The following is a 13,959-nucleotide window of genomic DNA, read 5'->3' as shown; positions in this document are numbered from 1 at the left end:
CCACGTTTCAGTCCTCCAGCACTGCGATGCCCGGGAGGGTCTTGCCCTCGAGGAACTCCAGCGACGCACCGCCGCCGGTGGAGATGTGGCCGAAGTCGGCCTCGTCGAACCCGAGCGTGCGCACCGCGGCCGCCGAGTCGCCGCCGCCGACGATCGTGAAGCCGCCGTTGCGGCCCGCGTCCACGAGCGCCTGCGCGACCGCGCGCGTGCCGGCCGCGAACGCCTCGAACTCGAACACGCCCGCCGGGCCGTTCCAGACGACCGTCTTCGCGTCCACGACCTTCGACGCGAACAGCTCCGCGGAACGCGGGCCGATGTCGAGGCCCATCTGGTCCGCGGGGATCGCGTCGACGTCCACGACCGTCGCGGGGGCGTCCGCCTTGAACTCGGGCGCGACGACGACGTCGACGGGCAGGACGATCTCGACGCCGCGCTCGGCGGCCGTGGCGAGGTAGCCCTTCACCGTCTCGACCTGGTCCTCCTCGAGCAGGCTCGTGCCGACCCGGTGACCCTGCGCGGCGAGGAAGGTGAACAGCATGCCGCCGCCGATGAGCAGGCGGTCCGCCTTGCCGATGAGGTTCTCGATGACCCCGAGCTTGTCGGAGACCTTCGAGCCGCCGAGCACGACGACGTACGGCCGCGCCGGGTCCTCCGTGGCCTTGCGCAGCGACTCGACCTCCTTGAGCACGAGCTGCCCGACCGCGTGCGGCAGCCGCTGCGCGACGTCGTAGACCGACGCCTGCTTGCGGTGCACGACACCGAAGCCGTCGGACACGTAGGCGTCCACGAGGGACGCGAGCTCGTCGGCCAGCGCGCCGCGCTCGGCCTCGTCCTTGCTCGTCTCGCGCGCGTCGAAGCGCACGTTCTCGAGCAGCGCGAGCTGCCCGTCCTCGAGCGCGGCGACGGTCGCCTTCGCGGACTCCCCCACGAGGTCGTCGGCGAGGGCGACCGGCTGCCCGAGCAGCTCGCCGAGGCGCTCCGCGACCGGCGCGAGCGAGTACTTCGCCTCCGGTGCGCCCTTCGGGCGGCCGAGGTGCGCGACGACGACGACGCGCGCGCCCTTGCCGAGCAGCGCCTGCAGCGTCGGCAGGGCGGCACGGATCCGGCCGTCGTCGGTGATGGTCGTGCCGTCGAGCGGCACGTTGAAGTCGGAGCGGACGAGCACGCGCTTGCCGCGCAGGTCGCCCAGGTCGTCGATGGTCTTCATGGTCTCCTACCTCGCTGCCGCCGGACGTCGCCGGCGGCCAGGTGCACGGCCCCGGCGGGCGGCCGGGGGCACCGGGGCGGACGGCCCCGGACACGGCAGCGTCCGCGTGCGCCGGGCCGGTGGCCTCGGCGCACGCGGACGCATGGACTGCCTACGGACGCGGGGTCGTCAGAGACGGTCGCCCACGTACTCCGTCAGCTTGACGAGGGAGTTCGAGTAGCCCCACTCGTTGTCGTACCAGGAGACGACCTTCACCTGGTCGCCGATCACCTTCGTGAGCTTGGAGTCGAAGATGCTCTGGTGCGGGTCCGTCACGATGTCGGAGGAGACGATCTCGTCCTCGACGTAGGACAGGACGCCCTTGAGCGGGCCCTCCGCGGCGGCCTTCACCGCAGCGTTGACCTCGTCGACCGTCACCTCGCGCGACGCGGTGAACGTGAGGTCCGTCGCCGAGCCGGTGATCGTCGGCACGCGCAGCGCGTAGCCGTCGAGCTTGCCCTTGAGCTCGGGCAGGACGAGCGACACGGCCTTGGCGGCACCCGTCGACGTCGGGACGATGTTCTGCGCGGCGGCGCGGGCGCGACGCAGGTCGCGGTGCGGGCCGTCCTGCAGGTTCTGGTCGCCCGTGTAGGCGTGGATCGTCGTCATGAGGCCACGCTCGATGCCGATCGAGTCGTTGAGGGCCTTGGCGAGCGGCGCGAGGCAGTTCGTGGTGCAGGACGCGTTGGAGATGATGTGCTGCGTCGCCGCGTCGTACTGCTCGTGGTTCACGCCGACGACGAACGTGCCGTCCTCGTTCTTGGCGGGCGCGGAGATGATGACCTTCTTCGCGCCGGCCTCGATGTGCGCCTTGGCCTTCTCGGCGTCCGTGAAGAAGCCGGTCGACTCGATGACGATGTCCGCGCCGAGCTCGCCCCAGGGCAGGTCGGCCGGGTTGCGCTCGGCGAGCGCACGGATCGCCTTGCCGTCGACGATGATGTTCTCGTCGTCGAAGTCCACGCTCAGCGGGAAGCGGCCCAGGACCGTGTCGTACTTGAGCAGGTGGGCCAGGGTCTTGTTGTCCGTCAGGTCGTTGACCCCGACGATCTCGATGTCGGCCCCCGACGCCACGATGGCGCGGTAGAAGTTGCGCCCGATGCGGCCGAAGCCGTTGATGCCGACCTTGATGGTCACTTGCCCTCCTCGGCACGCGCCGAGCAGAGCCCGGCGCACACAGTTGGTGTCGGTCACGCACGCCGCTGTGCGTCCCGGTCGCTGCCCGCGGTCACGCCCGGACGTTGCCCAGCGTGTTGCGCGCGCGTTGCGATCGGATGACCCCGAGCCTATACCCCGTGGCTCAGGTCACGCCCATGACGTTGGTCCGGCACCCCACCCGTTCGCATGCTGGACGATCGCCCGCCTGCGGTCCGGGGACGGGCCGCGACCCGGTCACAGGTCGAGCAGCTCGGGGCTCAGCCCCGCCTCGGTGTCCGGCACGCCCAGCTCGGCGGCGCGGCGGTCGGCCGTCGCCAGCAGACGCCGGATCCGACCCGCCACGGCGTCCTTCGTCAGCGGCGGGTCCGCGAGGCGGCCGAGCTCCTCGAGGGACGCCTCCTTGTGCGCGAGGCGCAGCTCGCCGGCCTGGCGCAGGTGGTCGGGCAGGTCGTCGCCCAGGATCTCGAACGCCCGCTCGACGCGCGCACCGGCCGCGACCGCGGCGCGTGCCGAGCGGCGCAGGTTCGCGTCGTCGAAGTTCGCGAGGCGGTTGGCGGTGCCCCGCACCTCCCGGCGGACCCGCCGCTCCTCCCACACGAGCAGCGTGTCGTGCGCGCCCAGGCGCGCGAGCATCGCCCCGATCGCGTCGCCGTCCCGGATCACGACGCGGTCGACGCCGCGCACGTCGCGCGCCTTCGCCGCGACGCCGATCCGCCGGGCCGCGCCGACGAGCGCGAGCGCCGCCTCCGGACCGGGGCACGTCACCTCGAGGGCGGACGAGCGGCCCGGCTCCGTGAGCGAGCCGTGCGCGAGGAACGCGCCGCGCCAGGCGGCCTCCGCCTCGCCGAGGCCCGCGGAGACGACCTGGGGCGGCAGGCCGCGCACCGGGCGCCCGCGGTTGTCCAGCAGGCCGGTCTGCCGTGCGAGGGACTCGCCGTCCTTGACCACGCGCACGACGTAGCGGGAGCCGCGGCGCAGGCCACCGCCCGACACGACGATGATGTCGCTCTCGTGCCCGTACACCTCGGCGATCGCCTGCCGCAGGCGACGCGCGGCGATCCCGGTGTCGAGCTCCGCCTCGATGACGATCCGACCGGAGATGATGTGCAGGCCGCCCGCGAACCGGAGGGTCGCCGAGATCTCCGCCTTGCGGCACGAGACCTTGTCCACCTTGAGGCGGGCCAGCTCGTCCTTCACCTGTGCCGTCAACGCCATGCGGTCATCCTGCCATTGCCGGACACGTGTCCGTGGCGCCCTTGGCAGGTCGGCGGTGCCGCCGTGCGTCACCCGGATGCGCGCGTCCCCACGTCACCCAGGTAGCCCTCCACGACGTCCCGCAGGGCCGCGGCGAGGCGCAGCGGGTCGTGCGCGTCCCGCTGGTCGCCCCGGCTGACCTGCCGCACCAGCAGACGGCTCCCCAGCTCCGCGCAGCGGTCCGCCAGGGCGGAGACGTCGTCGACCGAGGCCGGGTCGGCGACCACGGCGTGCAGGGGCAGCTCGGGGGCGTGCGCGCGCAGCACGTCGAGGTGGTCCGCGGGCCGCATGCCCGCCGTCTCCCCCTCCTCGGGACTGAGGTTGAGGATGACGACGATGCGCGCGTGCGTCTCGAGGAGCGCGGCGCGCAGCTCCGGCACCAGCAGGTGCGGGAGCACCGACGTGTACCAGGAGCCCGGGCCGAGCACGACCCAGTCCGCGGCTCGCACGGCCGCGACCGCCTCCTCGCACGCCGGGGGCGTGGCCGGGTGCAGCCGCACCTGCTCGATCGGGTCGACCGTGCGCGCCACCTGGCTCTGCCCGACGACGACCTCGAGCGCACCGCCGGGGCGGCGCACGTCCGCCTCGATGCGCAGCGGCACCGAGGCCATGGGCAGGACCCGGCCGCGCGCGCCGAGCAGCTGGCCCACCAGGTCGAGCCCGCCGACGGTGTCCCCCAGCAGCTCCCAGAGCGCCACGATGAGCAGGTTCCCCACGGCGTGGCGGTCCAGCGGCCCGTCGGACGTGAAGCGGTGCTGCAGCAGGTCGCGCCACGTCCTGCCCCAGTCCGAGTCGTCGGTGAGTGCCGACAGGGCCATCCGCAGGTCGCCGGGCGGCAGGACGTCGAGCTCGTCGCGGAGCCGTCCGGACGACCCGCCGTCGTCGGCGACCGTCACGACCGCGGTGATCCGGTCGGTCATGAGGCGCAGGGCCGACAGCGACGCGGACAGCCCGTGTCCGCCGCCGAGTGCGACGACGGCCGGTCGTGCCGGGTCACGACGCCGCGGGGGCACCGCGCCGGTCACTCCTTGCCCAGGTCCCGCGCCGTGACGTGGACCCGGTGTCCCCGCTCGCGCAGCCGCGCCGCGAGGGCCTCGCTCATCGCGACCGAGCGGTGCTTGCCACCCGTGCAGCCCACGGCGATCGTCACGTAGCGCTTCTCCTCCTGCAGGTAGCCGGCGAGGACCGGCTCGAGCGCGTCCACGTACCGCTCGACGAACGCGACCGCGCCCGGCAGGCCCAGCACGTAGTCGCGCACGGGCGCGTCGCGGCCCGAGAGGTGCCGCAGCTCGGTGATCCAGTACGGGTTGGACAGGAAGCGCACGTCCACCACGTGGTCGGCGTCGAGCGGCAGGCCGTACTTGAACCCGAACGAGAGCACCGACACGTGCAGGACGTCCTCACCCGGCCCGCTGACCGCGGCGCGCACCTCGCGCGCCAGGTCGTGCACGTTGAGCTCGGACGTGTCGATGACCACGTCCGCCTGCTCGCGCAGCTCGGTGAGCAGCGACCGCTCGAGCGCGATGCCGTCGAGGATGCGACCCTCCCCCTGCAGCGGGTGCGGGCGGCGCACCTGCTCGAACCGGCGCACGAGCACCTCGTCCGAGGACTCGAGGAACAGCACCCGCACGTCCACGCCCCCGCCGCGCAGCTGGTCGAGGACCCCGCTCAGCGCGGCGAAGTACTCCCGCCCCCGCACGTCGATGACGGCCGCGAGGCGCCGCGCACCCGAACCGACGGGCCCGCTCGTGAGCATCCCCACGAGGTGCGTGAGCATCTGGGCGGGCAGGTTGTCGACGACGTACCAGCCGAGGTCCTCGAGGACCGCCGCGGCGCGTGTGCGCCCCGCCCCGGACATGCCGGTGATCACGAGCACCTGCGGCTGGTCGAGGACGGGCGCCTCGGCCGCGGCCTCGAGCGCCGGGATGCCGGACGGGACGGTGATGGGCGACGGCTCGCTCATGCGCCCAGGATGCCAGCCCGGCCGACCGTCGGCTCCGGGGACCCGCCGGTCACGGTCGCGGCGCCGTCCTCGACGTCGTCCGCCACGCTGCCGGGCTGCGCCGGCTCCGGGGCGACGGCCGGCGCGTCGCGCCCCGCGCCCGTGCCCGTGCCCGTGCCCGTGCCCGTGCCGTCGACCGTGTCGCCGGTCCCGCCACCGAGCGCCGCGACGACCGCCTCCGCCGTCCGCGCGCCCATGCCCGGCACCGTGGCGATCTCCTCCGCCGACGCCGCCCGCAGCCGCTTCACCGACCCGAAGTGGCGCAGCAGCGCCGCCTTGCGGGCCGGGCCGAGCCCGGGGACGTCGTCGAGCACGGACGCCGTCATGCCCTTGCTGCGCCGCTTGCGGTGCGCCGAGATGGCGAACCGGTGGGCCTCGTCGCGCACGCGCTGGAGGAGGTACAGGCCCTCCGAGCTGCGCTGCAGGATCACGGGGTACTCCTCGCCGGGCAGCCAGACCTCCTCGAGCCGCTTCGCCAGGCCGCACAGCGCGACGTCGTCCACGCCGAGCTCGGCGAGCGCCGCGGCCGCGGCAGCCACCTGCGGGGGCCCGCCGTCCACGACGACGAGGTTCGGCGGGTACGCGAACCGCGCGGGCCTGCCCGTCGTCGCGTCGACCTCGCCGCTGCGCGGACCCTCGTCGTCCTCGCCGTCGCCGAGATCGGGGTCGCCGAGCTGCGACCGCTCGGTGAGGTAGCGCCGGAAGCGCCGGGTGATGACCTCGTGCATCGCCGCCGTGTCGTCGCGCGCGCCCTGCCCGTCGGCCCCCCGCACGCTGAAGAGGCGGTACTCGCTCTTGCGCGCGAGCCCGTCCTCGAACACCACCATCGACGCGGACTGGTACGTCCCCTGGTTGTGCGACACGTCGTAGCACTCGATGCGCAACGGCGCGGTGGGCAGGTCGAGGGCCTCCTGGATCTCGCGCAGGGCCTGGCTGCGCGTCGTCAGGTCGCCGGCGCGCCGGGTGCGGTGCAGCGCGAGCGCGTGCTCCGCGTTGCGCAGGACGGTGCGGGCCAGCTCGGCCTTGTCCCCGCGCTGCGGCACGCGCACCTGCACGCGGCTCCCCCGCAGACCGGTCAACCAGGCCTGCACCTGGTCGAGGTTGGCCGGCAGCACGGGCACCAGCACCTCGCGCGGGACGGCGCCCGTGGCGCCGCCCGCGCCCTCCTCGCCGCCGTACACCTGCTGGAGCAGGTGCTCGACGAGCTCCTCGTCGCCGAGGTCCTCGACCTTCTCGACGACCCAGCCGCGCTGACCGCGGATGCGGCCGTCGCGGACGTGGAACACCTGCACGGCCGCCTCGAGCTCGTCCCCCGCCATGGCGAAGATGTCGGCGTCCGTGCCGTCCGACAGCACGACCGCGTTGCGCTCGGTCGCCTTCTCCAGCGTCGCGATGTCGTCGCGCAGGCGAGCCGCCCGCTCGAAGTCCAGCTCGGCGGCCGCCTCCTTCATCCGCTGCGTCAGACGACGGGTGAACCGGGCGGTGTCGCCCGCCATGAAGTCGCAGAAGTCCTGCGCGAGCTGGTGGTGGTCCTCGGTGGAGATCCGCCCGACGCAGGGCGCCGAGCACTTGTCGATGTAGCCCAGCAGGCAGGGGCGCCCCTGCTGGCGCGCGCGCTTGAACACCCCGGCCGAGCACGTGCGCACGGGGAAGACCCGCAGCAGCAGGTCGACCGTCTCGCGGATCGCCCAGGCGTGCGCGTACGGACCGAAGTACCGCGTGCCGGCCCGCTTCGCGCCGCGCATGACCTGCACCCGGGGCACCTCCTCGGCCATCGTGACCGCGAGGTACGGGTAGGACTTGTCGTCGCGGTACTTGACGTTGAACCGGGGGTCGAACTCCTTGATCCAGGAGTACTCGAGCGCGAGCGCCTCGACCTCCGTGCCGACGACCGTCCACTGCACGGACGCCGCGGTGGTCACCATCTGCTGCGTGCGCGGGTGCAGGTGGGCGATGTCCTGGAAGTAGCTGTTCAGCCGGTTGCGCAGGCTCTTCGCCTTGCCGACGTAGACGACGCGGCCGTGCTCGTCACGGAACCGGTACACCCCGGGCGCGTCGGGGATCTCCCCCGGCGCGGGGCGGTAGGTGGCGGGATCGGCCATGCGTTCGAGCCTAGTTCGCCCGTCCGACAGGACCCGTCGCGCGACGGGCGCTCGTAGTGTGACGTCATGCCGCCCGTCCACACGTACACCGTCGACCTGCTGTGGACCGGCGCAGGCGACGCCGGCACCGCCTCCTACACGTCGTACGGCCGCGACCACGAGCTCTCGGCGCCGGGCAAGACCGTGCTCGCGGGTTCCTCGGACCCGGCCTTCCGGGGCGACCCGACGCGGTGGTCGCCGGAGGACCTGCTGGTGGGCGCGCTCGCGCAGTGCCACATGCTGTGGTTCCTGCACCTGGCCGCGCAGCGCGGCGTCGTGGTGGTGGGGTACGCGGACCAGCCGACGGGGTCCATGCGCGTCGAGGCCGCCGGGCACGGCCAGTTCACCGAGGTCGTCCTGCGGCCGCGCGTCCGGGTCCTGGCCGGGGCGACCCTCCCGGACGGTGCGCCGGTCGTCGACGCGGTGCTGGCCGAGCTGCACGTCGCCGCCCACCAGCACTGCTTCATCGCCCGGTCGGTCAACTTCCCCGTGCGGCACGACCCGGCTCCGCTGACCTACGGGACGCCCGCCGGCTGAGCGGCACGACGGGCGCTGCCGTCACGCGCCGACGGCCACCCGCTCCCGCTCCGTCTCGAGCACCTCCGCGAGGAACCGGCCGGTGTGGCTCTCGGGGACCGTCGCGACGTGCTCCGGGGTCCCCTCGGCCACGACCGTGCCGCCGCCGTTGCCGCCCTCGGGTCCCATGTCGATGACCCAGTCGGCGTTCTTGATGACGTCGAGGTTGTGCTCGATCACGATCACCGAGTTCCCCTTGTCGACGAGCGACTGCAGCACGCCGAGCAGCTTGCGGATGTCCTCGAAGTGCAGTCCCGTCGTGGGCTCGTCGAGCACGTACACCGTGCGCCCCGTCGAGCGGCGCTGCAGCTCGGCGGCGAGCTTGACGCGCTGCGCCTCACCGCCGGACAGCGTCGGCGCGGGCTGCCCGAGGCGCACGTAGCCGAGGCCCACGTCGACGAGGGTGCGCAGGTGCCGGGCGATCGCCGGCACGGCCGCGAAGAACTCGGCGGCCTCCGCGATCGGCATGTCGAGCACGTCGGCGACGGTCTTGCCCTTGAAGTGCACCTCGAGCGTCTCGCGGTTGTACCGCGCGCCGTGGCAGACCTCGCACGGCACGTAGACGTCGGGCAGGAAGTTCATCTCGATCTTCAGGGTGCCGTCGCCCGAGCACGCCTCGCAGCGACCGCCCTTGACGTTGAACGAGAACCGTCCGGGCGTGTAGCCGCGGACCTTCGCCTCGGACGTCTCCGCGAACAGCCGTCGGATGTGGTCCCACACCCCGGTGTAGGTCGCGGGGTTGGAGCGCGGCGTGCGGCCGATCGGGCCCTGGTCGACGTGCACGACCTTGTCGAGCTGGTCGAGGCCGGTCACGCGCTTGTGCCGCCCCGCGACCTGGCGCGCGCCGTTCAGCTCGTTCGCCATGACGGTGTAGAGGATCGAGTTGACGAGCGTCGACTTGCCCGAGCCGGAGACGCCCGTGACCGCCGTGAGCGTCCCCAGCGGGAACGACACGTCGATCCCCTTGAGGTTGTGCTCGCGCGCACCGACGACCGTGACCTGGCGCTTCGGGTCGACCGGGCGGCGCGTCGCGGGCGTGCCGATCGCACGTCGGCCGGACAGGTATGCGCCCGTCACCGACTCGCGCGACTCGAGCAGCCCCTGCAGGTCGCCGGAGTGCACGACGCGCCCGCCGTGCTCGCCGGCACCGGGACCGATGTCGACGACCCAGTCCGCGGTGCGGATGGTGTCCTCGTCGTGCTCGACCACGATGAGCGTGTTGCCGAGGTCGCGCAGGCGGGTGAGCGTGTCGATGAGCCGGCGGTTGTCGCGCTGGTGCAGGCCGATCGACGGCTCGTCGAGCACGTAGAGCACCCCGACGAGCCCCGACCCGATCTGCGTCGCGAGCCGGATGCGCTGCGCCTCGCCGCCCGAGAGCGTCCCCGCCGGACGGGACAGCGACAGGTAGTCGAGGCCGACGTCGAGCAGGAAGCCCAGACGCGCCTGGATCTCCTTGAGCACCTGCGCGGCGATCGCGCGCTCGCGCTCCCCGAGCTCGAGGCCGTTGAGGAAGACCGCCGCCTCGTCGATCGGCAGGTCGCACACGTCTGCGATCGACATGCCGCCCACACGCACCGCGAGCACCTCGGGCTTGAGCCGCGCGCCCTGGCAGACCGGGCACGGCACCTCGCGCATGTAGGCCTCGTACTTCTCCTTGCTCCAGTCCGACTCCGTCTCGGCGTGGCGCCGGTGCAGGAACGTGATGACGCCCTCGAAGCCGGTGGAGTAGGTGCGCTCGCGCCCCCACCGGTTCTTGTAGCGGACCTTCACCTCGTGGTTCTGCCCGTGCAGGACGGCGTCCTTGGCGCGCTTCGGCAGCGCACGCCAGGGGGTGTCCATGGAGAAGCCCATGTCCTGCGCCAGCGCGGTCAGCACGCGCGTGAAGTACTCCGACGACACCTGGGCCCACGGCGCCACGGCACCCTGCGCGAGCGAGAGCTCGTCGTCGGGGATCACGAGGTCGGGGTCGACCTCGAGGCGCGAGCCGATGCCCGTGCACTCGGGGCACGCGCCGTAGGGCGCGTTGAACGAGAAGGTGCGCGGCTCGATCTCCTCGAGCGTCAGGACGTGGTCGTTCGGGCAGGCGCGGTTCTCCGAGAACCGGCGCTCGCGCTCGGGGTCGTCCGGGTCGGCGTCGACGAGCTCGACGACGACGAGGCCGCCCGCCAGCTGCAGGGCGGTCTCGACCGAGTCCGTCAGCCGTCGCTGCACGCCCTCGCGCGACACCAGGCGGTCGACGACGACGTCGATGTCGTGCTTGAGCTTCTTCTCCAGCGTCGGGGGCGCGCTGAGCTGGACGACCTCGCCGTCCACCCGCGCACGCGCGAAGCCCTTGCCCTGCAGCTCGCGGAACAGGTCCGCGTACTCGCCCTTGCGCCCGCGCACCACGGGGGCGAGGACCTGGTAGCGCGTGCCCTCGGGGAGCTCGAGCAGCCGGTCGACGATCTGCTGCGGCGTCTGCGCGGTCACGCGCTCGCCGCACACGGGGCAGTACTGCGTACCCGCACGCGCGAACAGCAGGCGCAGGTAGTCGTAGACCTCGGTGATCGTCCCGACCGTCGAGCGGGGGTTGCGGTTCGTCGACTTCTGGTCGATCGACACCGCGGGCGACAGGCCCTCGATGAAGTCGACGTCGGGCTTGTCCATCTGCCCGAGGAACTGCCGCGCGTACGCCGACAGCGACTCGACGTAGCGGCGCTGGCCCTCGGCGAAGATCGTGTCGAACGCGAGCGAGGACTTGCCGGACCCCGACAGGCCCGTGAACGCGATGAGCGCGTCACGGGGCAGGTCGAGGTCGACGTTGCGCAGGTTGTGCTCCCGGGCACCGCGGACCACGAGGCGATCGTTCACAGCGGACGAGTCTACGTCCGGGCACCGACAATCGCACACGTGTTCGAGGTCACGTCCGGCCGGCTCGCACCTGCGGCACGTGCGCCGACGCGCGCCCCCCGCGCGCGACGCGCATGCTGGACGCGATGACGACTCCGCAGCGGCCCGCCGCGGCCCGCCTCCTGCCCGGTCAGGCGCCCATCGAGGAGTACGCGGTGCTCGGCGACGGCCACACGGCCGCGCTGGTGTCGCTGCGTGGCTCGGTCGACTGGCTGTGCCTGCCGCGCTTCGACTCGGACGCCTGCTTCGCCGCGCTCCTCGGCGGTCCCGAGCACGGCCGCTGGCTGCTGACCGTCCCCGACGCCACGCACGTCGCGCGGCGGTGGCGCGGGGACTCGTTCGTGCTGGAGACGACGTACCGCTCCCCCACCGGGACGGCGGTCGTCACCGACGCGATGCCGCTGGGCGACGGCCGCGCCGACCTCGTCCGCCGCGTCACGTGCACGGAGGGCGAGGTGCACGTGGAGCACGAGTGGACCGTGCGCTTCGGCTACGGCGACGTCGAGCCCTGGGTACGCCACGAGCCGGACCGGGACGGCGACGACGCGATCCGGGCCGTCGCAGGGCCGGACTCGCTCGTGCTGCGCGGCGACCGGCTGCCCCGGGCGGACGACCGCCACCACCGCGACGACGTCACGCTGCGTGCGGGCGAGCACCTCGAGCTCGCGCTCACGTGGGTCCCGTCCTGGTGCGAGGTCCCGCCGCGCCTGACCGTCGAGTCCCGCGTCGACTCCACCGCGATCGCGTGGGGCCTGTGGGCGCGCGACTGCACCTACGACGGGCCGTACCGGGAGGCCGTCGTGCGCTCCCTGCTGGTGCTGCGCATGCTCACCGACGCCACGACCGGTGGGATCGTCGCCGCGGCGACGACCTCGCTGCCCGAGTCGCCGGGCGGCGAGCGCAACTGGGACTACCGCTTCTGCTGGCTGCGCGACGCGGCCCTCACGCTCGAGGCGCTCATCGAGCAGGGCTTCCGGGCCGAGGCGACCGAGTGGCGCGACTGGCTCATGCGCGCCGTCGCGGGCGACCCGCGGGACCTGCAGATCATGTACCGGCTCGACGGCGGCCGCCGGCTCCGCGAGGCGACCCTCGACCACCTGCCGGGGTACGCCGGCTCGCGGCCCGTCCGCGTGGGCAACGCGGCCGCCGGCCAGGTGCAGCACGACGTCCTGGGCGAGGTGATGAGCGCGCTGGCCATGGCCCGTGCGGCGGGTCTGGCCGAGACGACCGACTCGTGGTCCCTGCAGCGTCACCTCCTCGACGCCCTGCTCGCCGACTGGCGCCGGCCGGACCGCGGCATCTGGGAGGTGCGCGGCGAGCCGCGTCACTTCACGCACTCCAAGGTCATGGCCTGGGCGGCCGTCGACCGCGCCGTGCGCGCGGCGGAGCTGCACGGCCTGGACGCCCCCCTCGCACGCTGGCGTGCCGTGCGCGACGAGATCCACGCCGACGTGCTCGCGCACGGCTGGTCCGCCGAGCGCGGCACCTTCGTCCAGCACTACGGCGCCCGGCACACGGACGCGTCCCTGCTGCAGATCCCCCAGGTCGGCTTCCTGCCGGCCGACGACCCGCGCGTGCTCGCCACCGTGGCCGCGGTGCGCGAGGAGCTCGAGGTCGCCCCGGGCCTCCTGCTGCGGTACCGCACGGAGCGGACCGACGACGGCCTGCAGGGCCACGAGGCGCCGTTCCTCGCGTGCTCGTTCTGGCTCGCGGACGCCCTCGCCCGGGCCGACGACGTCGAGGGGGCGACCCGCGTGCTCGACGCGCTCGTGCCCCTGGGCGGCGACCTGGGGCTGCTCGCCGAGCAGTACGACCCGGCCACGGGCAGGATGCTCGGCAACGTCCCGCAGGCGCTCTCGCACCTCGCGCTCGTGCGGGCGGCACACAGCCACCAGCTCGCCCTGCGTCGCACCGCCGGGCGCCGCGCGCAGCCGGTGACGGCCGGCAGGGAGGACGCCGCGTGACGTACACCGGTGACGTGCACGTGGGTGGGCCGACGGCGCTGCGCGTGCTCGACGACGCGGAGATCCGCAAGGTGGCGGTCGGCCCGATGGACAACAACGCGTACCTGGTGACGTGCCGCCGGTCCGGGGCGCAGCTGCTCGTCGACGCGGCCGCCGACCCGGACCGGCTGCTCGCGCTCGTGCGGGAGGGGTCGGGGTCGGCGCGCCTCGACGTCGTCGTGACCACGCACCGCCACGCCGACCACCTCGGCGCGCTCGCGTCCGTGGAGGCCGTCACGGGCGCGGTCCTCGCCGCGGGCGCGGACGACGCCGACGCGGTCGCCGCCCAGGTCGACCGCCCGGTCCCCCGTCGGCTGCTGCACGGCGACACCCTGACGGTCGGCCACCTCGTGCTCGAGGTCGTCGGCCTGCGGGGTCACACCCCCGGGTCGGTGGCCCTCGCGCTGCGCGAGCCGGAGCACGTGCAGGCGCCCGACGCCGTGTCGCACCGGGTGCACCTGTTCACCGGCGACAGCCTCTTCCCCGGCGGCGTCGGAGCGACGGGCGGCGAGCCCGCCCGGTTCGCCCAGCTGCTCGACGACGTCGTCACGCGGGTGTTCGACCGCTTCGACGACGCGACGTGGGTCTACCCCGGGCACGGCCGTGACACGACGCTCGGCGCCGAGCGCCCGCAGCTGGCGCAGTGGCGCGAGCGCGGCTGGTGAGCGGACCCGCCGGGCGCCGGCGGGTCCG

Annotated in this window: 10 protein-coding genes; 3 read left to right on the top strand and 7 right to left on the bottom strand. The window is 73.7% G+C overall.

Annotated features, from left to right (window positions below; translation table 11 throughout):
- Positions 1 to 7 precede the first annotated feature (7 nt).
- The 6 genes from pgk to uvrC all read right to left on the bottom strand — a co-directional run bounded on the left by pgk (position 8) and on the right by uvrC (position 7,759).
- Complete coding sequence (pgk, locus tag GC089_RS08305) at positions 8 to 1,207, bottom strand: phosphoglycerate kinase (protein WP_155377297.1); 1,200 nt, start codon at positions 1,205 to 1,207, stop codon at positions 8 to 10.
- 168 nt (positions 1,208 to 1,375) lie between these two features.
- Positions 1,376 to 2,380: a type I glyceraldehyde-3-phosphate dehydrogenase gene (gene gap, locus GC089_RS08300; protein ID WP_155377296.1), complete on the bottom strand. Its 1,005-nt coding sequence runs from the start codon at positions 2,378 to 2,380 to the stop codon at positions 1,376 to 1,378.
- A 255-nt stretch (positions 2,381 to 2,635) separates the two neighbouring features.
- Positions 2,636 to 3,616 carry a DNA-binding protein WhiA gene (gene whiA, locus GC089_RS08295; RefSeq protein ID WP_155377295.1) on the bottom strand — a complete coding sequence of 327 codons (981 nt, stop codon included), beginning with the start codon at positions 3,614 to 3,616 and terminating at the stop codon, positions 2,636 to 2,638.
- A 68-nt stretch (positions 3,617 to 3,684) separates the two neighbouring features.
- On the bottom strand, positions 3,685 to 4,680 hold the full coding sequence (yvcK, locus tag GC089_RS08290; protein WP_196250868.1) for a uridine diphosphate-N-acetylglucosamine-binding protein YvcK: 996 nt from the start codon (positions 4,678 to 4,680) through the stop codon (positions 3,685 to 3,687).
- The gene (gene rapZ, locus GC089_RS08285) at positions 4,677 to 5,618 is read right to left on the bottom strand and encodes an RNase adapter RapZ (RefSeq protein ID WP_155377293.1); all 942 of its coding nucleotides are present in this window, start codon (positions 5,616 to 5,618) and stop codon (positions 4,677 to 4,679) included. Before rapZ ends, yvcK begins: the two co-directional genes overlap by 4 nt.
- Positions 5,615 to 7,759 (bottom strand): excinuclease ABC subunit UvrC, encoded by a 2,145-nt coding sequence (gene uvrC / locus GC089_RS08280; RefSeq protein ID WP_155377292.1) that lies wholly within the window; start codon positions 7,757 to 7,759, stop codon positions 5,615 to 5,617. Before uvrC ends, rapZ begins: the two co-directional genes overlap by 4 nt.
- Before the next feature lie 66 nt (positions 7,760 to 7,825).
- Here uvrC and GC089_RS08275 point away from each other — a divergent pair, with 66 nt between their 5' ends.
- Positions 7,826 to 8,335, top strand: coding sequence for an OsmC family protein (locus GC089_RS08275; RefSeq protein WP_155377291.1), 510 nt, complete (start codon positions 7,826 to 7,828; stop codon positions 8,333 to 8,335).
- Positions 8,336 to 8,356: 21 nt separating this feature from the next.
- Here GC089_RS08275 and uvrA read toward each other — a convergent pair whose 3' ends face one another.
- Complete coding sequence (gene uvrA / locus GC089_RS08270) at positions 8,357 to 11,224, bottom strand: excinuclease ABC subunit UvrA (protein ID WP_155377290.1); 2,868 nt, start codon at positions 11,222 to 11,224, stop codon at positions 8,357 to 8,359.
- 125 nt (positions 11,225 to 11,349) lie between these two features.
- Here uvrA and GC089_RS08265 point away from each other — a divergent pair, with 125 nt between their 5' ends.
- Both GC089_RS08265 and GC089_RS08260 read left to right on the top strand, forming a co-directional pair.
- The gene (locus GC089_RS08265; RefSeq protein WP_155377289.1) at positions 11,350 to 13,227 is read left to right on the top strand and encodes a glycoside hydrolase family 15 protein; all 1,878 of its coding nucleotides are present in this window, start codon (positions 11,350 to 11,352) and stop codon (positions 13,225 to 13,227) included.
- Positions 13,224 to 13,931, top strand: coding sequence for an MBL fold metallo-hydrolase (locus GC089_RS08260; protein ID WP_230685151.1), 708 nt, complete (start codon positions 13,224 to 13,226; stop codon positions 13,929 to 13,931). Before GC089_RS08265 ends, GC089_RS08260 begins: the two co-directional genes overlap by 4 nt.
- The last annotated feature ends 28 nt before the right edge of the window (positions 13,932 to 13,959 follow it).

Source organism: Cellulomonas sp. JZ18, from assembly GCF_009720485.1.
Lineage (GTDB): Bacteria > Actinomycetota > Actinomycetes > Actinomycetales > Cellulomonadaceae > Cellulomonas.
Note: the sequence above shows the minus strand (reverse complement) of the source record. Positions and strands in the feature narration are given on the sequence as shown.